18 protein-coding genes are annotated in these 23816 nt (G+C 30.7%); 3 read left to right on the forward strand and 15 right to left on the reverse strand.

Annotation, left to right across the window (positions count from 1 at the left end):
• Positions 1–8: 8 nt before the first annotated feature.
• From G9F71_RS15130 to hcp, 6 genes are all read right to left on the reverse strand, one after another.
• Positions 9–1370, reverse strand: a complete 1362-nt coding sequence (locus G9F71_RS15130; RefSeq protein ID WP_164950273.1) for a PTS transporter subunit EIIC — start codon at positions 1368–1370, stop codon at positions 9–11.
• Between the two features lie 16 nt (positions 1371–1386).
• On the reverse strand, positions 1387–2292 hold the full coding sequence (murQ, locus tag G9F71_RS15135) for an N-acetylmuramic acid 6-phosphate etherase (RefSeq protein ID WP_164950272.1): 906 nt from the start codon (positions 2290–2292) through the stop codon (positions 1387–1389).
• Positions 2293–2810: 518 nt separating this feature from the next.
• Positions 2811–4013, reverse strand: a complete 1203-nt coding sequence (locus tag G9F71_RS15140) for an anaerobic nitric oxide reductase flavorubredoxin (RefSeq protein ID WP_164950271.1) — start codon at positions 4011–4013, stop codon at positions 2811–2813.
• Between the two features lie 79 nt (positions 4014–4092).
• Positions 4093–4311 (reverse strand): DUF1450 domain-containing protein, encoded by a 219-nt coding sequence (locus tag G9F71_RS15145; RefSeq protein ID WP_164950270.1) that lies wholly within the window; start codon positions 4309–4311, stop codon positions 4093–4095.
• 16 nt (positions 4312–4327) lie between these two features.
• Positions 4328–5536, reverse strand: a complete 1209-nt coding sequence (locus G9F71_RS15150) for an NAD(P)/FAD-dependent oxidoreductase (protein ID WP_164950269.1) — start codon at positions 5534–5536, stop codon at positions 4328–4330.
• Positions 5537–5747: 211 nt separating this feature from the next.
• On the reverse strand, positions 5748–7394 hold the full coding sequence (gene hcp / locus G9F71_RS15155; RefSeq protein ID WP_164950268.1) for a hydroxylamine reductase: 1647 nt from the start codon (positions 7392–7394) through the stop codon (positions 5748–5750).
• A 180-nt stretch (positions 7395–7574) separates the two neighbouring features.
• Here hcp and G9F71_RS15160 point away from each other — a divergent pair, with 180 nt between their 5' ends.
• Entirely contained in the window at positions 7575–8330 is a 756-nt protein-coding gene (locus tag G9F71_RS15160) for a DUF438 domain-containing protein (RefSeq protein ID WP_164950267.1), read from the forward strand.
• Between the two features lie 336 nt (positions 8331–8666).
• On the opposite strand, the gene G9F71_RS15165 is transcribed toward G9F71_RS15160, so the two are convergent.
• The gene (locus G9F71_RS15165) at positions 8667–9857 is read right to left on the reverse strand and encodes a metallophosphoesterase family protein (protein WP_164950266.1); all 1191 of its coding nucleotides are present in this window, start codon (positions 9855–9857) and stop codon (positions 8667–8669) included.
• Between the two features lie 313 nt (positions 9858–10170).
• Between G9F71_RS15165 and G9F71_RS15170 the strand changes: the two genes are divergently transcribed.
• The gene (locus tag G9F71_RS15170) at positions 10171–11046 is read left to right on the forward strand and encodes a hypothetical protein (RefSeq protein ID WP_164950265.1); all 876 of its coding nucleotides are present in this window, start codon (positions 10171–10173) and stop codon (positions 11044–11046) included.
• A 100-nt stretch (positions 11047–11146) separates the two neighbouring features.
• Here G9F71_RS15170 and G9F71_RS15175 read toward each other — a convergent pair whose 3' ends face one another.
• From G9F71_RS15175 to G9F71_RS15190, 4 genes are all read right to left on the reverse strand, one after another.
• The gene (locus G9F71_RS15175; RefSeq protein WP_164950264.1) at positions 11147–11815 is read right to left on the reverse strand and encodes a YczE/YyaS/YitT family protein; all 669 of its coding nucleotides are present in this window, start codon (positions 11813–11815) and stop codon (positions 11147–11149) included.
• A 282-nt stretch (positions 11816–12097) separates the two neighbouring features.
• Positions 12098–13675: a diguanylate cyclase gene (locus G9F71_RS15180; RefSeq protein ID WP_164950263.1), complete on the reverse strand. Its 1578-nt coding sequence runs from the start codon at positions 13673–13675 to the stop codon at positions 12098–12100.
• A gap of 638 nt (positions 13676–14313) precedes the next feature.
• Positions 14314–15432, reverse strand: a complete 1119-nt coding sequence (locus G9F71_RS15185; RefSeq protein ID WP_164950262.1) for an NAD/NADP-dependent octopine/nopaline dehydrogenase family protein — start codon at positions 15430–15432, stop codon at positions 14314–14316.
• A gap of 920 nt (positions 15433–16352) precedes the next feature.
• Positions 16353–17795 carry a serine hydrolase domain-containing protein gene (locus G9F71_RS15190; protein ID WP_164950261.1) on the reverse strand — a complete coding sequence of 481 codons (1443 nt, stop codon included), beginning with the start codon at positions 17793–17795 and terminating at the stop codon, positions 16353–16355.
• 351 nt (positions 17796–18146) lie between these two features.
• Here G9F71_RS15190 and G9F71_RS15195 point away from each other — a divergent pair, with 351 nt between their 5' ends.
• On the forward strand, positions 18147–19013 hold the full coding sequence (locus G9F71_RS15195) for a polysaccharide deacetylase family protein (protein ID WP_164950260.1): 867 nt from the start codon (positions 18147–18149) through the stop codon (positions 19011–19013).
• A 160-nt stretch (positions 19014–19173) separates the two neighbouring features.
• Here G9F71_RS15195 and ord (G9F71_RS15200) read toward each other — a convergent pair whose 3' ends face one another.
• The 4 genes from ord (G9F71_RS15200) to G9F71_RS15215 are packed head-to-tail and all read right to left on the reverse strand — an operon-like array spanning position 19174 to position 23805.
• Complete coding sequence (gene ord / locus G9F71_RS15200; protein WP_164950259.1) at positions 19174–20220, reverse strand: 2,4-diaminopentanoate dehydrogenase; 1047 nt, start codon at positions 20218–20220, stop codon at positions 19174–19176.
• 2 nt (positions 20221–20222) lie between these two features.
• Positions 20223–21278, reverse strand: coding sequence for a 2,4-diaminopentanoate dehydrogenase (gene ord / locus G9F71_RS15205; RefSeq protein ID WP_164950258.1), 1056 nt, complete (start codon positions 21276–21278; stop codon positions 20223–20225).
• Positions 21279–21331: 53 nt separating this feature from the next.
• Positions 21332–22402: an ornithine racemase Orr gene (gene orr / locus G9F71_RS15210; protein WP_164950257.1), complete on the reverse strand. Its 1071-nt coding sequence runs from the start codon at positions 22400–22402 to the stop codon at positions 21332–21334.
• Positions 22399–23805, reverse strand: a complete 1407-nt coding sequence (locus tag G9F71_RS15215; RefSeq protein WP_202017945.1) for a GlmL-related ornithine degradation protein — start codon at positions 23803–23805, stop codon at positions 22399–22401. Before G9F71_RS15215 ends, orr begins: the two co-directional genes overlap by 4 nt.
• Positions 23806–23816 lie beyond the last annotated feature (11 nt).

Genomic DNA, 23816 nt, shown 5'->3' on the forward strand with positions numbered 1-23816 from the left:
TCAACTTGTTAATCCACTGGATCTTCGAATCCTAATATGCTAGTAAAGAAATATCCACCTATATATGACACCAATACTCCTATTAAGAACACTCCCATTTTCCCATTTGCAATTAATAATGCGAGTGGTAATCCTGATACGCCAATTGCAACGGCTCCTACCTTAAATAATGCCATCACCGCTCCACCTAATGCTGCTCCAAGACAAGCTCCAACAAATGGCTTTCCAAGTGGTAATGTTACTCCATATATTAATGGTTCTCCTATTCCTAAAAATCCTGGTACTAATCCATTTTTAGCTACTTTCTTTAATCTTTCATTTTTTGTTTTTCGGAGTACTGCTATAGTAGCTCCTACTTGTGCCATTCCAGCTGTTGCGAGTATCGGAAGTAATACTGTAAATCCAACATTAGCTATTAAATCTGCATGTATTGGAGTTAACGCTTGGTGCATCCCAGTCATAACAAGTGGTAAAAATAACCCTCCCGATATTGCTCCTGATATAACTGATATTATTATATGATCTGATGCTATTGTTTGTCCTACTACAAGTCCTATACTATCTGAAATAAATCCACCTATTGGTTGAAGTATAAATAATGCTACTAAAACTGAAATTGTAAGTGTAACGAGTGGTGTAACGAATAAATCTAATACATCTGGTACAAATTTTCTACAAGCCTTTTCAATAAAACAAGCTAAAAGTACTACGAGTATTACTGAAATAATCCCCCCACGTCCTGGGGTTAATGCTTTTCCAAAAAGAGTTATCTTTGCAAGTGCTGCTGATGAAAGAATTCCACCTAATACTCCACCCATCATTGGCATTTGTGAACCAAATTCTTTAGCTGCATTTACACCAACTAAAATTGATAGAATAGAGAATACACCATTACCTATAAGTCCTATTATTTGAGCTGCTGTTGTGGTTTTATATGCATCTCCAAAGTATACTCCTGCTATATTATTTACTGCCAGGACTAATCCACAAGCTACAAATAATGGTATTAATGGGATAAATATATTTCCTAATTTTTTAAGTATATTTTTAAACTTAGTATTATTTTTTTGTTTTAATTTAGTTTTAGTTTCTGCTACTGCATCTTCCCCTATAACTATATTTTTTCCAAGTATTTTACTTACTTCTTCAGTTATCTTATTTACCTTTCCTGGTCCATAAATAACTTGTAGCTGTCCCTCGTCTTCAACTACCCCAAGAGCTCCTTCAGATTTTTTTATTTCTTCTGTTTTTGCCTTTGAAAAATCTTTAAGCTCAAGTCTGCAACGCGTCATACAATTTGCTACAGACTTTATATTATCTTTCCCTCCAAGGAGCTCCACTAAATTTTTAGCAATATCTCTATTTATCATAATATTTTCCCCCTCTTTAAATATTTTCTAGTGCCTTTGCTATATACCCATTATTTCGATCCAATATAATCCTTGCTTCATCTTTATTAAGCTTTGATAATATTATGAATATTGCTAGCTTAACATCAAAATCTGTTTTATTTAATACTTCAGTTGCATCTTCAATACCTATACCTGTTGCGGCGCAAACTATTAACTTAGCTCTCTCAATTAATTTTTCATTTGTTGATTTTACATCTACCATGAGATTGCCATATACTTTACCTAGCTTTATCATAGCTCCTGTTGATAACATATTTAATACTAGTTTTTGAGCTGTTCCTGATTTGAGTCTTGTGGATCCTGTTACAACTTCTGCTCCAACTACTGGTGCTATTGATATTTTTGCGGTCTTTGAAACTTGTGAATTAGCATTACAAGTAATTGAAATGGTTAATGCGCCTACTTCATTTGCATACTCGAGTCCTCCTATAACATATGGCGTTCTACCTGATGCTGCAATTCCCACTATTGTATCATCTTCTGTTATATTTTTATTTTTTAAATCTTTTACTGCGAGTTCCATAGAATCCTCAGCGCCTTCCTTCGCTCTAAATATAGCTTCTTTACCTCCTGCCATAATCCCTTGTACCATTTCTTCTGAAATTCCAAATGTAGGTGGACATTCTGAGGCATCTAAAATTCCAAGTCTTCCTGAAGTACCTGCACCTAGATAAATTAATCGCCCTCCTTTATACATTCTTTCAACTATACAATCTATGGCTTCTGCTATTTTAGGAAGTTCCTTTTCCACAGCTTCTGCTACCTTTTTATCTTCATTATTAATTTTTTTTACCATCTCTAATGTTGAAATCCTATCTATGTCCATGGTATTTTCATTTCTACCTTCTGTTGTTAATTTTTTCAAATTTAATCTATCCATATTTTCTCCTTTATTGTTAAGTATTTTTCTTTTGAGTACGTTTTCATTTTATGACCTTATATTAACATATTTGAAATTACGTTTCAAGTATTTTAAAAAATAATTTTATTTTATTTCATTTATATTAATTAACTTGAATTTATAAAAGGAATAAACAAAATAGAAGATTTAATATAATGCTTTTTTTCTTTTTATTAGATTGATGATAATCTCCTTTTCAATAGATATGTTTATCCTCCTCTATCTTAAAAACATTCAGACAAATTCCCTCACTTTTTAAATGAAGAAAGTCAAGAATATCTAATCACTTTATGATTAAAAATCCTTGACTTTCAATATGATTTTCTTTTTGACAACACAAGTTTGCAGTTTATTATATCTTTAATCTATACTATTCTCCAAAAATTGCATTAACAGGGTATTCTTCTTATGCATGTATAAAGTTAATAGAAAATTTTTACTAACCAAACATATCTATCCATAAAAACTTTTCCTTTAGCTTTACTTAATATTATAAGCTACTTTATACTCTCTCCCACAATTTTTCCTATACTCTTACCAAAATCTTTACACCTGTCTAACGCTAATTCATCAGGGTTCCACATTTCTTTTATACCGCCATTTATTATCTCAAATCCTGCTTTTTTTAATTCTTCTGTTATTATCTCAACTGACTCTCCGCTCCATCCATAACTCCCAAATGCCGCTGCTTTTTTGCCCTTAAAACTAAGCCCTTCTATCATTTCTAGTATAGCTGCTGTAGACGACAAAACTCCCTTATTAATTGTTGAAGAACCAACAAGTACCATATTTGATTTAAATACCTCTGTTACAATATCGTTTTTATCATTTTTCGAAGAATTAAATATTTTAATTGTAATATCCTTATTAACTTCTTTTATTCCATAAGATATTGCCTCTGCCATTATTCTGGTAGCATTCCACATAGTATCATAGATAATTGTAATTTGATTTTCTTTATAATCTTTTGCCCATTCCATATATTTATTTGCAATTTGAAGAGGATTTTCTTTCCAAATGATACCATGACTTGGGCATATCATATCTAATGGTAGATTTAAGCTAAGGATTTCTTCAATTTTCTTCACAACCAATGGATTAAAAGGTGTCAAAATGTTTGCGTAATACTTTATTGCTTCTTGAAACAATTCTGCATTATCAACCTTGTTATTATACATTAGTTCCGATGCATAATGTTGCCCAAAAGCATCATTACTAAACAATATATTTTCTCCTGTTAAGTAGGTAAACATACTATCTGGCCAATGGAGCATTCTTGCTTCCACGAATATTAATTTGTTTTTCCCTAAATCCAATGTATCCCCAGTTTTAACTTCAATGAAATTCCAATCTTTGTGATAATGAGCTTTTAAAAATTTTGCTCCATTCTTAGTGCAATAAATAGGGATATTCGGTATCTCCATCATGAGATTTGGTAATGCTCCACTGTGATCTACTTCTGAATGATTTGCAATAATATAATCAATCTTATTTAAATCTATTTCCTTTTTTAGATTAGCTACAAACTCTTTGCCGAATGGTTGCCATACTGTGTCTATAAGCACCGTTTTCTCATCTCTAATTAAATATGAATTATAAGAAGTACCTTTATGTGTAGAGTACTCTTTACCATGATAATCTCTTATCTCCCAATCTATTTTTCCAACCCAATCAACCTTATCACTAATTTTAAATGACATAAATACCATCCCTTCTCATATGTTTTTTAATAAGCTATTGTTCCTAAAATAAACATTGAAATGTAGTTTTATTTGTTACTTACATCATGCTTTTTATCTTCTCATATAATTCATCTGTAGTATCTGCCTGTATCAGTTCGTCATCTACTAAAGCATAAGGCCCTACTGCGCAATCTCCACAATAACCTAGGCAGTCCTCAGCTAATATATCCACACTTGGATAGTTCTCCTTTAATTTTTTCATAGTTTCATCTGTTCCAAAAGTAAAATTATTCTCACAAAATTTAATTTCTGTCATATTTATACCTCCCTCATTATTTATTATTCTTTAATTTATCCAATAACTCATCAACAGATAAATTAACATCACCTATCCTTATTCCTTTTTCTATAGCCGATTTAAGAAGTGGCGATCGCTTCATATCGCCTATAACAATTGCACCTATTACCTTATTATTTTTTATAAATATTTTTCTATAAATTTTAAAATTAACATCTTCATCCAATAGTACCTTTGTAGACTCTGATTCATCAACGCACCCCATGGAAAATAATGAAATGCCAAAAGCATTTAATGTTGTTACTGGAGTTACGTTTTCATACACAGTCTCCTTACCGGCAATGTTGTACCCTGCAACCTTCCCTTGTGCTATAGCAATATTCCATAGTCCAATAACTTTATTATCGAACTGCGCAATGTCACCAGCTGCATAAATGTTTTTTATATTGGTTTCCATTTTATTGTTTACTACTATTCCTCTTGCGGTTTCAACTTTAGTGTTCGAAATTAGTTCCTTATTAGCCTTGATTCCTGTGGAGTAAATAACCATATCACACTTTAATTTCACTTCTTTGTCTATAAGAATGCTTGCTACTTTAGTATCTCCTGTTATTTTAACTACACCAGTATTCGTTAATATTTCTATCCCATAACCCTGTATTATATCCCTTAATATTTCTGATGCTTTATTATCTAATTGATAAGGCATAAGCCTTGATTGTAATTCAATAATCGTAGCCTTTTTGCCATGTTGATGCACTATCCAAGCCATTTCTAATCCCTGTATTCCTCCCCCAATAATTATCACTTGTGCACTCTCATTGAGGCTGTTTTTAATATTTAAAGCATCGTTAAGGCTTCTTAATGTGTAGACACCATCCTTACCTATTCCATCAATTGGGGGTATATTATTACTGGATCCAGTTGCTATTAGTAATTTATCATACTTCACTTTACTACCATCACATAATATTAATTCAAATCTATCTGTATTTATATTTACTACCTTTGTATTAATAAATATTTTTACTTTATTTTGTTCATACCATTCTTTTTTTTGGAGAAGTATGCTATTTTCCTCGAGATTATCAAATAGCCCCTTAGACAATTTTACTCGGTTATATGGATAAAATTTTTCCTGTCCCATCAAATATATCTCTGAATCTAAATCTATTTCTCTAATTGCCTTAATTGCTGTTACTGATGTAATCCCAGTCCCTAGGATTACAATTCTTTTAGTCATTTACATCACCCATTTCATTCTAATATTTGATTTTATTGTTCCCTTTTTTATCACTAACACCATATTATTTTCATTATACATATTTATTTGTCATTAGAATATTATCATAGTCAAAAAAAATCGAAAACATAAAATAGGCTGCTGCTAAATGTATTCAAATTGCATTTAGCAGCAACCCTCGTTTAAACTATAATTATAAAATTGATATTTTTTATCCTAATATTTGTTTTAAATCATCTTCTGGTGTACTTATTGGTTTAATGTCAAAAGTATCAACTAAAAATTGTAATACATTAGGACTTAAGAAAGCTGGAAGAGTTGGTCCTAGATAAATTCCTTTTACTCCAAGTGACAATAATGCCAATAAATCAGCAACCGCTTTTTGCTCATACCAACTTATAATCATCGCTAGTGGTAAGTCATTAATTCCACATTTAAATGCATCAGCTAGTGCTAGAGCTATTCTAACAGCAGAATATGCATCGTTACATTGACCTATATCGAGTAATCTTGGAAGTCCTGCTACGGTACCAAACTCCAACTTATTAAAACGATATTTTCCACAAGCCAAAGTAAGAATAATACAATCTTTAGGCACCAACTGTGCAAATTCAGTATAATAATTTCTTCCTGGTCTTGCGCCGTCACATCCTCCAATTAAGAAGAAGTGTCTAATCTTTCCTTCTTTAACTGCATTAACTATTGCTTCAGCATGACTTAAAGTTGCTTTATGACCAAATCCTACTAAAATCTCTTTAACTTCTTCATCTTTTTCAAAGCCACCCAGTTCTAGAGCTTTATTAATTATTTCAGAGAAGTCCTTATGACCATTCTCATCATTAGATATATGTTTTATGCCATCCCACCCAACTACACTTGTAGAGAAAATTCTATCTTTATAAGAATCTCTCGGTTTCATTAAGCAGTTTGTTGTCATTAAAATACAACCAGGTATGCCATCAAATTCTTTTTGTTGATCTTGCCACGCCCCACCAAAATTACCTACTAAATGAGGGTATTTATTTAACTTAGGATATCCATGACAAGGCAACATTTCACCATGAGTATAAATATTTATTCCCTTTCCTTCTGTTTGCTCAAGTAACATTTCAAGATCCCTTAAATCATGGCCAGAAACTACGATGAATGGACCTTTTTTAATGTTCACATTAACCTTTGTAGGTGTTGGAGAATCATATTTCTCATTATTGGCTTTATCTAATACCTCCATGACCTTAACACTCATATCTCCAGTTTTAACTAAATACTTGATAAGATCTTGAAGATTTAAACTATCATCAGTCATTACGGCTAAAGCTATAAAATAAAAATCATCTACTTCATCGCTATTATATCTAATAAATCTAGCTTGATGTGCATAAGCTGCAATTCCTTTTAATCCATATTTTATAGTTTCTCGAACTGATCGAATATCTGCATCTAAATCTTCATCAAACATAACGCCTGCTTTTTTAGCATCTTCAAGTATATGTTCTTTAGTATCACTTAAATTATATAAAGCTTCCTGAGCAGTTACTTCTTCCCCTGTTACTTTTTTCCTGGCATCTTCTTTTATTACTTGAGATCTTTTAAGCATATCCATATGAGCTTCAGGATCAAAATTTACATTAGTTAATGTCATAAAGAGTGAATTTTCAATAAATGAAACCCATGACTTATCAATTTTTTCACCTTTGGCTAAAAGTTTAGTAGCATAACAGCTTATTCCTTTTAGTTGATAAATGAGCAAATCCTGCATTGCTGCAATTTCTGGCGTCTTTCCACAGACTCCTACTTTAGTACAACCTTTCCCACCGAAAGTTTGTTCACATTGAAAACAAAACATTTTTCCTTGCATATGTAATCCTCCTAATTTTTTAAAATAATCTATATATTAGTCTTTACTTTCTTGGCGTAAGTATACGTTACATTTTTTTTATATTTTGATTTAAATCATATTTTTATTAATCAAAGTTAAGTAGAATTATGACATGGGAATAAGAAATCTAAAAAATAGAGTTGTAGAGGAGAATTTAAAATGGATAATAAAAAGATAGAAAAACTAACTCAAGTTTTGCAAAAATTAAATGAAGAGGGTATTACCGAAGCTCTAAGAAAAGAAGCTTTAGACATTGTTTCAAATATAAGTCCTATTGAACTTTCAATTGCAGAACAAAATTTAATAGAAAAAGGAATGAAACCTCAAGATTTAAGACATCTTTGTGATATACATATGGAAGTTTTAAAAGACGAACTTGATAAAATCAAAACGAAAATTGAACCAGGTCATGTTGTTTATACACTTATTGCTGAGCATGATAAAATTCTCGAATTTTTGACACAACTTGAAGAAATTAATACTGAAATTCAAAAGATTGAAAGCTATGATAACAGTTTAGAAGAAATAGCGAAATTAAAGACTGTTATATTTAATATATTAGATGCAGAAAATCACCACCAAAGAGAAGAAAAAGTGCTCTTTACTGAGATGGAAAACAGAGAGATTACTGGTCCAACTAGAATTATGATAATGGAACATGAGGATTTAAAAGCAAAAAAAGAATTTTTAAAAATGACAACAGAAGGGGCCTGTCAATTAAACTTCAATGAATTCAAATCAAAAGTGGATGAGACAGCAAAATATATTATATTTAATATGAGAGATCACATATTTAAAGAAAACTATATTCTATACCCTACAGCAATAGAATCTATACAAGGAAAAAAAGTATGGAATGATATGAAAAGAAAGTGCGATGAGATAGGCTATTGTGGATTTACACCTGAAGTATAATTCAATATATCTATTCTTTAATACTACAAAAAAATAACACCGTTATCAATCCGGTGTTATTTGCAAATATCTAAATTATAGGAGGAGCCTATTATTTAATAGTAATACTTTTATGTGGCAGTCGCATGACAAATATGATAATAATTTATGAACACTCCCTAGAAGTTTATTTGTAATAATTAACTTGCATTGCTATCTTTAAGAACCATGTTTATAATATGTCAGTTTTTAAGGTAAGTCGGGATTGATCCCTTAATACACCTTTTACGAATATTGGTACTTAGGACATATGGAGAACAATCATTGAGCAACCACAAACTATAATCCCAACAAGTGTTATATATTCACAGGTACACTTAGTAAATCTCTTTTATTGTGTAATTTCAAAATTTTAGGTAATACATTGCAATAAGCAGTATGTATATTAATATTTTCATTGTTTTCATTTAAAATTTTACCACTAGAAAAAACAGTGTATAATCTTCCATTAAAAAATTGAGTAACTCCATTTTCTACAGCTTCGTGTCCACGGACTAATAAATCCACGTCAAGAATATTTATAAATTCATTAAAATGTTCTTGGTTAAAGCTAAATCTTGCTTTTAGCAAAGATTTTTCATTAATTATATCTTTGGGGTCACTCCATAACATATTATGAAATATAGTTTTATTTAGTTCATCAACAATTGTTTCATCAGCAAGCTGAGAAAGTGATTTAATATAGGAAAAATAAGTAGATTCATTATTAGTGATTTTAGGCCTTGGAATTCCTCCGTGAACAGCAAGTATATTAATATCTTTAAAACCCAATAGAGCTATATTGCATAAACTATTAAAGAATTTCACATAATTATGTACAGTTTCAATACTAAAGCTTGGATTATATTTTGTTAAATTAAAAACATGATATAAAAAATAACCTGCTTCACCCACACTTTCCTGTTTCTTAACACATAAGACCACTTTATTATCAATATAACCGCCATCATGATTCCCTTTTAGAAGGTAGCAATTATTCGGAAATAAATATTTCAAGAGCAATACAAGTTCTATAGTTTCAAGATGTGATTTACCTCTATCCACATAATCGCCTAAAAATATTAAACGGATATTTTTAAATTTAGTCATTGTATTAAAAAAATTACAGGAATTAAGTATGGCTCTAAGGCTTGTTACATCTGAATGAATATCACCAATAAAATAGTATTCATATGTTTCATCATTAAAAGAATAAATATTAAAAGCTCGTTTGCCATCTACTAATTGATTTTTTATGCACTTAAAGCTTAAACTATTTTTATAAATTTCTGCGTTATGTAAATCCTCTTCTTGCTTATGTATACTGCAAACTTCTTTTATAAGAAAGTTATGGAGAAGACTTATATTATTTAAATTATCTTCATTGATATTTAAAATGCCTTTCCATAAACTATTGCTAATTTTATACAATCTTTTTTCTAAATTAACATATGATGATATTGTATTATTTTTAATGTCATTTTTAAGTTTTTTAACTTCATTTATCATTGCTTATCATCTCCATATTCGATATATGTTAAAGTGACTACACCAGCTTTCCCAAACTCATTAATAACTTATTTTTACATAATTCGATATTGGTCTATTATTATCCTTCAATATTTGTAGATTACTGTAAATACCTTGAGATATTCTAATTGTTACTTTCTGTGTTGTTGTTTTTTTAAAATTCAGTAGCCGAATTTCATACCTCTCACTGGTAAAAATATGGTATAATTTCAATAAAGTTAGTGTATTATCATAAAACATAATGCGGAATAATTGAACTTTAAATTATTTTATATTGAAAGTGGTGATTCATATGTCCATTAATATTAGAAGAGATTTTTATAATTTAGTAAAAAAATCAGAATATAGAAGTTATAAAAAAATAGTAGATCAAATAAATCGTCTTAAATTTGATTCATTGGATAACATAGAATTTCTAAATAAATCACATGAGCTCAAGGGTAAGATTTTAGATGATACATCCATAGATGCCATAATTATAGAAGCATTTGCGCTTGCAAAAGAGGCGGTTAAAAGAGTATTAGGCCTCACTCCTTACGACGAGCAACTGATTGCTGGCATAGCTATGCATAAGGGGAAATTAATAGAGATGCAGACCGGTGAAGGGAAAACTTTAGCCGCTGTGTTCCCTGCATTCTTAAATGCACTTGCAGGTCGTGGATGCCACATACTGACTTTTAATGATTATTTAGCGCGCAGGGATGCAACTTGGATGGGCCCTGTATATGAAATGCTTGGATTAACTGTGGGTTTCGTACAGGAAACTATGGAGAGGCATGAAAAGCAAAGGGCTTATGCCTGTGATATTACATATGTAACCGCCAAAGTAGCTGGATTTGATTATGGAGTAAAATTAAGTATTCTCCAGCGTAAAAATCCATTGCAAGAATTCCAACTGGAAACAGCTAGCGTATTTCAAAACCTACAGCAAGAGATACAAAAGAGAATATTACAAGATTTTGAAGCATTAGATTTATCAAATCAGGGACTAATTAGCTTAAAGGGGCGGATAAAACCACCTTCTTCAACTTGGACCTATCTTGTTAATGACAATTCCCTAATAGATCCACTTTCTTCATTATTTATTCGTAACGCAATTGCATCCATAGGAATATTGACTGCCTTACCAATTCGATTCGGAACTTGGATTTTCAAGAAAATTTTCTAGCAAAATAAATTGGAAGGTAGCAAATATTTTTTGTTGATATACTCTAAAAGCTAACGTTGTTCCAAAAGTTCAGCTTTTGGTACACCGTTAGCTTTTAAATTTAAGCTCCTAGGGATATATTTTCTTCAGTTTCATCCTCAGCTTGATTTTTAACAATAGCATTTACGAACTTTTCTCCATATGGAAGGCAAAATTGTATGAATGGACCTGTCAATAATGCAGATATTATTGTACCTATACCAAATATTCCGCCTAGCGCAAAACCTATTATTAAAAAGCTAACATCTAATGCCATACGAATCCAACGATATTCTATATTAGTTTTATCTTTTATTATAAATGAAATAATATCATTTGGTGCAACACCTAGATTACTTGCTGAAAGTATAGAAAAACCGATTGCAATTAGAACACAACCGAATACAACTAAAAGTATTTTTATACCAATATTTAAAGATTCAATTGGAAAAAATGAAACGGCCTTTACTCCAAGGTCAATAATTGGTCCTACTCCAACCACGCATATAATTGTTCCTATCTTTATACGAGTTCTTTCAACTAAAAGTATTATGCAAAACAATACAAATAAAATAATCATATTAGCATTTCCAGGTGTTTTCTTTAATAAAAATGCTAATCCTTGAGTAAATAAAGTAAACGGATCGGAACCAATATTAGTTTTTAAAAACAAAGCTACTCCAATCTGTATTATACTCATTCCTACAAAAAATAGAATTAGTCTTTTTATTAGATTTAGGTTTTTAGTCATATTTTCCATCCTTTTCTTTATATTTTATAGTTATTCTCTATAATATTTTCAAGATTTTTATTATAAACTAGCAAAAACAGCAATTTTAATTATACAATGATAAAATTTTTTATACAAGGAGATATTAGAACAAATCACCTTTCATATAGAATTACCATTTATTACATCCACCTTGTAGATATACAGATGAAAGGTCAAACTTTACCTTTCTAATACAAAATACCAACAAAGTGTATAATATACTTTGCTGGTATTTTTAATTCATTCCTTAGTTCACCATTATCAAACATTTATGTTACATTGACTTTCAACTGACTGAAAAGCAACTTTATTTCTACCACTAGTTTTTACTGAATATAGTGCCAGATCAACTGCCTTTATAAGTATTTCAACAGATGACTCGGCTGAATAATTTTCGAAGCCTGTTACACCGAAGCTTGCAGTCACATTTATTTTACTATTATTATAATCACAGTAACCCATCTCTAACCGACTGCGAATACGTTCTGCTATATCTATTGCATCATCAATTTTTGTTTTGGGCAGTAGTATCATAAATTCTTCTCCACCATATCTAGCAACAACATCTGTAGCTCTTACAGAATCCTTACTCATAGTTGCAACATATTTTAGTACTTCGTCACCGGCTTGATGACCATAATTATCATTAACTTTTTTAAAGAAATCAATATCAAACATAATCAAACAAATAGGTGTATTCCTTTGCTTTACACTTTCAAATTCTCGATAAAACAACTCAAAGAAAAATCTCCGATTGAATAGGCTTGTTAAATCGTCAACTGTAGCATGAACTTCAAGTTGTTTTTGATTATTAATCAGCTTTGTTATATCACTTACAGTAAAAAGCCATCCTAAAGTACTATTGGTCTTTGTCTTTAGTCGTATATTTTCTAAAGAATAATGTCGTTCAGCTCCTGATTTTGTCAAAGAAAATTCAAAAGATTCATTTTCCTCAGATAAATCGCCTATTTCCAACCACTTAGGAAATAAGTGATAGAATTTATGATTTAGATGTTTATCAGTTAACCCTTCAAATATAGATATAGCTGCCTGATTAAAGTCAATTATATTTTCATTGTAATCAAGAATAATTATTCCATCCTTTGAATGATGAAAAACTGTATTTCTAGCTATAGGTATGGTTTTCAAGATTCTAAACCTAAAAATCCCTAGCATATAAAGAATGGAAGAAGGGCACAGTAATATAGCACTATAATCTATTCCATATGGAGCAGTATTTGTAATATTCATATAAAAGGTGAGCCATGGAAATAGAGATGCCAAAACCATTAGCGAAATAGGTACATGGGTAACAGTAGATGAATTAAGAGCAGTTTTCAGATAAATTACAGTGGAACAAATCATGCATATAGTTAAAAATAATATGTAATAATAATAAAGTGGACCTTTACTCTTTACTAAAATATTAAAAAATCCATTTGATTCTAAAGCTACGGAAGTATAATACAAATGATGAATATCATTAGTAAATCTAATAACTATAATTGAAGTTGGTACTAAAACTAAAGCAATTAGTCTAGCTTTAGACTCAAATATTTTAGTATTTCCTGTATACTCAAATGCCATAAGAACAGCAAAAAGGCATAAAAAAGGACCTGCAAGATATCGAAATTCATTCCAAAACAAGGAAATTTCTATTGATTTACTTTGTAATTCCATACAATACCCAAAACAAAATATTGCAACTGAAGAACATAAAAGAGTGAAATATTTCGCTCCAGGCACAATAGTACTCTTTACTGAGTATATTGCTAATGCAACTGCAATAATTGTAGAAGAAAATAATATTGTGGAAAAAATAACGGCTATATAATTCAAATTTTCACCTGCCTTTATTAAAATAAGTTTGTAAACATACAATTCTTGATTAAAGCTTCTGAATGTCAGTCGCCACAATGTAACACATTATTTACATGTGGTTATTATTCTACATAAATATGTGAAAATCCTCTAATATAAAACAGAAATTGTAGTATATTCAAATAAAGTCTGCCTAAAAATGTAAAAACCATGCAATATTAAGCATAAGATGCGTATTTTTACAAATACCTGTTTCTTGCACTTCTCCCTAGGTGATTCAAAAAATTGGAACGTAGTGAAGATTTTTTGTTGCTAATTATCCTTAAACCTTAGACAAAAAAAGTGAAAGTCCCCGGAACATAACTTCCAAGGACTCCTTAACTACTTTTAATTATATAAAATACCATCGCTAATTCTATACTAACTAAATTTAACACTATGTTCTTTCTTCTTAAACATTTTTTACCCTGGCTAATTTTTATGTAATGTATGAATGCGTTAGTATCATAACTGGATAATCCTACTTTTTTTTACTACCCTTTAACAATGTATTATTGAATTCAGCAATTAAAAATTCATCATCTTTGTACATTATACTAACTTTAATTTCTACTTAAAAGCCCCCACATGCCACTCGCCACGTGGGTGGCACTAATTTATCTATAATATGCAATAATATCTTCTGGTGAATTTATTCCAAAGTTTTGTGGTAGTGGAAGATTTTTCAAATCTTTTCCTTCGAATTTACCATCCACATAATATTCAACCCCAGTAACCTTCTCAAACCACATAAGAATCTTATCAATTAATGGAATTTCAACTCCAACTATTTCAGAAAAGCTCTTAATAATACATAGTCCAAATGGGAAATCCTCCATAAAGTATCTTGACTTAAAATCTGGAATATACCCCTCCTCAGTTACTATCATTGGTGATTGGATGTTTTTAAGAGAAATCATATTGCTGATCTTAGCAGTCATCTGATGGGGTGTTTCTGCTCCAAAATACTCTTTTACAAAACCAACTCTTTTCAAATCAACTGTAGCTAATCTACGGCACAGTGTTTGTACCTCTTCATCACAAGCAAGTAGAATTGTTGAAGTCTCGTCTGTCCATTCAGTATAGAAACTAATCATCTTTTCCCAATAAACCCCTTCACTATAATTGTGAAACATTTCATAAAGTCTTGCAGTATGAAGGATTGGATTAGCTGGTGTAAGTGCAACATGAAGATAATTTGCTAGTGGATTACACTTTACATTAAATAAATCCTCTATTACCTTACATACGTCTGTTGTATTGCAAGATGGAATAGCTCCTATAAAAAGTTCTTTTTTCTTACCCAAATCATACACAGATTTTCCGTACTCTTTTATTCTAGCTATACCATAAACCCTTTGAAATCCAAACAGTGTGCAGCCACTTTCAATAAGTTCCTTGCAATAGCATTCGCTACCACCATTACCTGGCATCATGCCAATCCACACTCCTGCTTTAAGAAAAGGCTTTATTTTCTGTATTGTTCTATTAAACATATAAGATGGAAGCGTGGATATAATGATGTCCGCATCGCTGATTACCTCCTCTGGATTACTTGATATTATATCCACCCTTCCTGAATATTTAAATATGCCATCATTATCACAAACCTCAATTATATGGTTCCAATCATCTGGTCTTGAAGTCAATAATCGGACAGAAATATCTTCTCTTCGTCCGATATCTCCCATTACAAGTGTACCTAAATTTCCACCACCTAATATACATATATTCATATTTTCTCCCCCTAAATTCTATTTATTATTTTGTGTTTTCATCTAATCTATTAGATTGCACCTAATTGATACAAAAAATCTTAAAATACTTTTCATAGTTATTATTGATACTATTCCACTATTATATCATATAAGCTCATATAACCCCAGAATAAATAATTATATTAAATCAGCTTAGTTTTTCTCTGTTTTACTTAATATTACAACCCATACGGACATTTTTTAAAAATAATTGTAGCACTTATCTATGAAACTACTGCAGAATATAATATGTAAAGCAAATATACAATATTAACCATTTTATTCTTATTAGATGTGAGCAACTTGATCCTCTTACTAAGACTGCATGAGCTTTTTTAAGCATGTCTACTTTAAAAGGTTCACTTTATAAGATGCTTAAACTTTTTATGCTATTAAATATTCTACACAAACTGAATTTTTAATCCATCATTTCATCTACTACTATTGAAATTGAAAATACGGACAATGCTCTTTGAAAATTGAATAATACGGTATTTAAAAATGAAAATATTTACTAGTATAGGAATATAATAATGTAGAAATATGTATAATATGCTATAATTTCTATAGAGTCAGGTCCAAATTGTAAAAATTAATTACTACTATAAAATTTATACTATCAATAAAAAGGGGGCACAATATATAATGAAAAGTAAAGTGGACAATATGACTCACGTTGTTGTTTTAATTCCTAAGTAATTGCGCTTTTTTATTTCTAAAATTCTATGTATTATTACAAATGGTATTGATATGAAAAAAACCCTTTGACCATAGCCAAAGAGTTTATCTCACTAATTTTTTTCCATTGAAACATGAAGAAGTTAAGAACCGTTCGGTTAATTGTCCATATAAAAAACATTGGTATTTTTCTTACTTAACCTTTTTAATATATGATATAATCACTTCACTTTATTACCGCTATAACTTTCCCCTCCAAGTATAATGTCGATTTTAATAGCTTTACCATTAGAATCTTTATAGAATATAAGTTTATAAGGAAGAAATTTACATAAATATATTGACTTATCATTAGCTTCATATGTTTGGTATATTTCACATTTATAAGTTCCTCCAAAATCAGCGAAAATACTATTATTCTCTTTAACAATACTTATACTTTCACCAATAGATTCAATTTTATATTCTCCAGTATAGTTATTATAAATTTTCGGATCTACTATCATCGCTTTAGGCACATCTAATTTTTGATTAAAAATAATTTTTGTTAAATCATTATTTAAATCCATTGGACTTGCAAATTCTAGATTACTTAATATAATAATCTGAACATCATCACTTGTATACATACAATTGTATGCTGCAAACCCATTTACATTACCCCCATGAGAAATAGTATTTTTCTTTATATCTCCAATTTGCGTATCTCCAACAAAAAGTCCATATCCATAGCTTGTATTAGTACCCATATCTCCAACATTCACATAGGAATGAATCATTTTATCCCATGAATTTTTACTTATGATTTTTGTATTTAAAAGTATCTTATCCCATTTATATAAATCTTCAACTGTAGAATACAATGAACCTGCAGCATATGGAAAAGATGTATCTATAAAATCACAATTAACAATTGCGGATGAAGCAACGCCATATCCCATGGCTCTATTTGGCATAACCTTTTCCGAATGATCATAACCTGAATTACTTAAGCCAGCTTTTTTGAATATGTTTTCATTTATATAATCTTCATAAGATTTTCCGGAAATTTTTTCAATTATATGTCCTAATAATATATATCCTGAATTATTATATAAAAATTTTTTACCCGGTTCAAAATTTGAAGACTTATCTTTAAAAGTTGCAACTAATTCCTCAGGAGAATAATGCAATCTACATTTAATCTTAAAATCAAGTATTTGTGTATAATTAAATATTCCTGATGTATGTGTAAGTAACTGGTGAATAGTTATTTTATCACCTTGTGGATAATCAGGTATGTATTTATTTATAGTATCCTCAACTTTTATTTTCCCTTGTTCTTGAAGCTGAAGTATTGCAAGTGCAGTAAACTGCTTTGTAATCGAACCTATTCGAAATATGGTTTTTGGTGTATTAGGAACATTAAGTTCATAATTTGCAGTTCCATAACCTTTACTTATTAAAATTTTCCCCTTCTGAGCTACTAAAACTGAACCGCTAAACCTTCCTTGTTTTACTTGCTCATTCATGTATTCATCAATCTTAATACTTATATTTTTCTGTGGATCTTTATTTACAGAATCAAATGCAAAAACCCTATTGCTAAATACAAAAAAACAAATAGTAAAAATCAACGTTATAAATTTAAATCCTTTTAACCTGTAATTTTTCACCTTTAACATATCTAATCCCCCCATCATTTTTTTAAAAGCTTTAAAATTGCTTTTTTCGTATAAAATATCATATAAAGTATTGAATTTACTTGATTTGTTGATCAATGAATGTAAACAAACTCATTTATAACTATATGTCTATTTTGTAATAATATTGAATATTTTCATTATATAACAATTTTATTTTTGTTTCAACTATTTTTTCTTAATGTATGTGCATTTTAAAATTTGATAATTATAAAATGGAATATATTATGTATCTCTTTAGAATATATTTAATTTGAAAAATCGTAAACTTATCCACAAATCAAGAATTTTATAAATTACTATAGGGTAAAATAAGCCAAGGAGGAGATTATTATGCTTACTAAAAAAACTAATTTTTTAATTTTCATATTATTATTGATGATTTTAATAAATTCTTTAATACTCGCTAATTTCTTCAAATCAAATAATGCTTTAGCTACGGGTAGAACAAATACATATACTAAGTCCTATAATAAAGACAGCCCAATATTATATCCATTAGGCATATCAGATAAATTTACTGAAAAGCAACTTGCAAGTAATATAAAGTGGAAAAATGATATAGTTAAATTCGCAAAGGATAACCCTGACGTAATATTTTTAAATGGACCAACAAAAGAGAAAATTGTATCCTTATCCTTTGATGATGGTCCTGATTCAAAGATAACTCCCAAAGTACTTGATATATTAAAAAAGTATAATGTAAAAGCTAACTTCTTCTTCATAGGTGAAGGTGCTAAAGCTAATCCTAATGTTGTAAAAAGAGCTTTCAATGAAGGACATTTGATTTTAAATCATTCTTATACCCATGCCGATTTAACTAAGCTTAGTGAACAGGGAGTTACTAAAGAACTTAACTCTACTGATAATATATTGTATACGCTTATAGGTAAAAAACCATTGATAGTTAGGCCACCTTATGGTGCTATAGATAATAAAGTTATCAATGTTTTTAGAACAAATAATTATAAAATGGCTATATGGTCGCTAGATACATTTGATTGGTCTCAAATGGAAGAAAATCATATTGTTGATACTGTAATTAATAATGTTCGTCCTGGTGAAATAATACTTATGCATAGTAATTATAATAAAATTGCAACTACTGAAGCATTGCCGCAAATTATTGAAAAACTTCAAGCTAAAGGATATAAAATCAAAACTATTTCTGATATGCTAAATATTAAAGCTTACAGATAGATTAAAGTTGTGGATCAGGACCATCCTCAAAAGTAACAGGATATTCTGCATATACCTCCCAAATCTAAAGGAATGGGCTTTCCACAGGAAATTACAATTAAAAAGACACAGAAACTGAAAATAATATCAGTTCCTGTATCTTTTTTCTTATCCTATTAAATTATTGTTTGTAATAATTAACTTGCTCTGCAAAACTATTTTCTATATTATGAGGAATTGGCAAATCCATCATTGTTTTAAGTCCTGCCCTGCTAGCAATAACTTGTGGAATCATGTTTACAGCTATAGCTATAGTTCCTATTCCACCAGGTGTTTCAGGTTTTATTGATAAATGAAGATCTGCATCTCCTTTTATATATATATAATCGCCAGTTTCCACTGCTTCACATTCTGGATGAATTTGTAGTAGATGTTCTAGTGTTATAATTTGTTTCCCGTTTTTTGTAGCTATAGCTCTATGCTCACACCCAGCTACCATACCTGGCTTAACTTTAACACAGGGAGTTTCTCTATGGGTATTTGATACTATTGGTTCGAGAGTTTGAGTTATCTCATCATACTCAAGGCCTAAAGCTTTTGAAATCATTGGAATAGATTGTGCAAAGCCTATGTGACCAACTATGGAGCCATTTTCAATGCCAGCTTCAAATTCTTCTATAGTTAAGCCCACACCTTGAGTTCTCATTATAGTTGGCCCATATGGAGATAAATCGTTTATCCTTTCTGCTCTTATAGATGCTACATTTCTACAGCTAGAAGATAATGTAATAATTAATGTATCTAAAACAAATCCTGGATTAACACCTGTCCCTAAAATTGTTACATTATTTTCTTTTGCAATTTTATCCATTTCCTTAGATAATTCTTTTTCCACGGCAAAAGGATAAGTCATTTCTTCAGCAATTGTAATACAGTTTTTCCCATTTTCTACTATGGTTTTTATTGCTGGATATACGCTTTTCACAAAAGAATTAGTTGTAAGAATAACTATGTCTGCCTTTGTTTCTTTAATTAGTGTCTCTGCATCATCGCTAACAATTATTCCTATATTTTTAGTGTTTAAAATTTGTCCTAACTCTTTCCCTAATTTTGAAGGCTCCTTATCTAATGCACCTACAATTTCAATACCCACTTTAGTAAGTATCATTTTACCAATACCGGTTCCCATTTCACCAAGTCCCCATATGATAACTTTTATGTTTTCCATTATTATTTTCTTACCTTTATTAAATCCCTAACATCTCCTATAATAGCTCTTGGAACTGGTAAATCCAGCATTGTTTTAAGGCCTGGCTCTGAATTCATTACAAGTGGAATCATATTAACACATATAGCTATTGTAGCAATTCCTCCTGGTATTTCTGGTTTTATTTGAAGGTTTAAGTTTGGAACTCCCTTAATTGTAATATAGTCTCCAGTATCAATATTCTCCATTTCTGGTTTGATCTGTTGAGGATGTTCCATGGTTATAAACAATTTATCTCCTAAATTTGCATATCCCATTTGTTTACAGCCAGCAACATCTCCAGCATCTACGGAAACAATATCTGTGCTTCGTGGAATAGTTGTAAGAATTGGTGATTTTTCTTGTCTAATATTATTTAGCTTAATATTAAATGCTTCTTCAAACATTCCAAAGGATTGTAAAAATCCAACATGTCCATCTATTGTATTGTCTTTAACTCCTTGCATAAATGCCTCTTTTTTGAGTCCAATACCTTGCTCAACCATAACAGCTTTTCCAAAGCAAGCTAGGTCATTAACTCTAGTAGCATTTATGCTATCAACGGTATCAGAAACTCCTGTAAGCATTATTGCAACTAAATCCATAATAAATCCAGGATTTACTCCAGTTCCTAATATGGAAATCTTATTTTCTTTAGCAATTCTATCCATTTCATTTGACAATTCTGGGTCTAGTGCTCTTGGGTAGGACATTTCTTCAGCTGTTGTTACAATATCCATGCCAGCTTCTGCTGCCATTTTTATTAATGGAAATACCACTTTTGTAAAGGAAGCTGTAGCCATAAGGCAAACATCTGCATAACCTTTTTTTATTACATCTTCAGCATTTTTTGTAATTATACAGGAATTATCTTCATTGGCGTCTACTCCTAAGACTTCATAAAGCTTTTTAGAAACTTTACTAGGATCCATATCAATAGCACCTACGATAGTAAATCCTGCTTTACCCAGAACCATTTTAGCGATACCGCTACCCATAACGCCTAGTCCCCAAACTACTACTCTTATCTTGTTTTTCATAATATTTTCCTCCTCAAAATTTAATATTCTAGTTATACATTTTAAATTTAGTTTTAATTATTGTAATATTTTTCAACATAAGGAGATGTCATTGCCGCCATCAAACAGCCATAATCTACGTTAAAATCTATTACATCTCCAACTAAAAGCTCTTTTTTGCAATTGGTTATGTCTAAAATAAGATGATCACTACTTGCACCAAAAATACTTATATCAGAGTCCACTGGAACTAACCCTTCAAGCCTTATATCTTGTCTTCCTACTGCTATAATAGCTCTTTTTCTTATTCCTTGATCTTCAAAATGAGGAATATTGCCAAAAGCGTCCATTCCAATATTCCCTGTTGGGATTGTTGGTTTATTCTTTATTTCAACTATTTCACCCTTTAAGATAAAAGCATCTTCATAGCAATTAGCTACGGGCTTTCCATAAGCAGTTTCTCTGCCTAGAAGTATTGATTCTCCAATTCTTAACTGATTAATTTCTTTTGGCATAGAATTATTAATAACCATATAAAGACTGCTAGAATTCCCTCCTGAAATTACTGGTAAACTTATACCGAAGAGTTTTTCTATATCTCCTTTTAAGGCTATAAGCTTTCCTAAATTTTCATTATCAGGAATTACTCCACCATAACAAGTAACATTGGTGCCCAGTCCAATTAAATTAATCTTATCTAATTTTAATATTTCGCGCGCAGTGGAAGCTGCATCCTGGATTAGGACACCTTCCCTTAAATCGCCTATATCTACCATTAGAATAATATTGTGAGTTTTATTTAAATCTTTTGCAGCTACTGATAAGGCCCTAATTGTAGCAAGCTCTGAATTTAAACTTGTATCGCTATACCTAACAATTTCATAAGCTTCGCTAATCATTGGAATTCTAATCATCAATTTGGTGCAGTCTAAAACTTTAGATTTTTTCAAATTTGAGATTCTAGAATCCGCAACCCCTTTAATTCCAGCCTTTAGTATGGCTTCTGTAATTGGACTTTGAGCACAAAACACTTTAGTCACCGCGGCAACCTCTATATTCACTTTATTACACATATCTGTGATTGTTTTTGCATTGTGTGTTAATTTCCCTAAATCTACGTCCACACAAGGGTAAATTTTTTTCATATATCTACTCTCCTTTTTCTAACTAGATCGCTATTTTCAATAATTTCCATGTCCACCGTTATGCCTAAGCTTTGAATTAGTAGTGCTTTGGCAACTTCTTTATTTTCTCTACTTAAAACTCCAGCGCAGGCCATAATATAGTTTTTGTCCAGTAGCACTTTAGCACTTTTTTTAGGTAGCATTGTAACTTCATCCTTTAAATATCTTATTTCTAGGAGCATTGCTTCCCCTTTAGGAAGTCTTGTAAGTGCCCCTCCGGTGCCTATTATATATTTAACCTCAGATAAATCCTTACCATAAGCTACAAATCCGCTTTCACCATCATATTTTCTTTTTATAAATCCGACATGCCTGCTTATAGCAAGATCTAGAGCTTTTTTAGTTAGCAGGCTACTCGCATTTATATCCTCAGCTTCTGTAGGAATAGGTTTTATGTGCTGAGTTATATGCTGCTTAGTAAATTCACCTAAATCACGTGTATCTAGTAAATCTATTAGATTTTTACTGTTAATAAAAACTCCAAGATCCCCTTCTACAGTTCTTTTAGCCTTTGGTTCAGGATTTACTAGCATATCTAAAACTACAGTACTTCCATCAGTAACGGAATGTACATCCGTGGTAGCTCCTCCTACATCAAAAACTACTAAATCGCCTATAATATCATATAAAACTTTTGAGCTTTCCATAACTGCTCCTGGAGTTGGCATTATGCTTCCATTTACCATTTCTTTTATTTTATTCATTCCAGGTGCTTTAACGATATTCTTTTCAAAAGCCTCCTGTATTATTTTTCTTGCCGGCTCCACATTTAAGCTATCCACCATTGGATAAACATTATCAATCAAATAAATCTCTTGACCTTCAAATATATCTTTAATTTCTTCTTGATTTTCAATATTTCCACAGTACACAATAGGTTTATTAAATTTTTCTGCACTTATAAGTTCTGCATTATAAAGAGCTGTTTCTCTTTCACCATAATCCGTACCACCAGCAATCATTATCATGTTGGGGTTTATATCATGGATTCTCTTTAAATCACTTTTTCTCATCTTGCCAGCAGTAACCATTTTTATGATACCACCTGCACCTAAAGCAGCTTCTCTAGCAGCTTTAACAGTCATCTGTTCCATTAGTCCATGAACAGTTATTCGAAGACCACCTGCAGCACTTGAAGTTGCTAGCATCCTGTCCCAGGTAAGTGATTCTCCAATTTGATTTTCTATATCTTTTACTGCAGTTTTGAGTCCCATAGTTACATCACCGTCTAAAACTGTAGTACAGCTTTTACCTTGAAAAGGTATATCTACAACAACGTGGCCTTTATCATCATAGATGGCATTAAAAGCTGTAACCAAAGTGGTTGTACTACCTATTTCAGCGACTAGATAATCTACTTTCAAATGAATTTCCT

This window comes from Clostridium sp. FP2 (assembly GCF_011065955.2).
Taxonomy (GTDB): Bacteria; Bacillota; Clostridia; order Clostridiales; family Clostridiaceae; genus Clostridium_AD; species Clostridium_AD tagluense.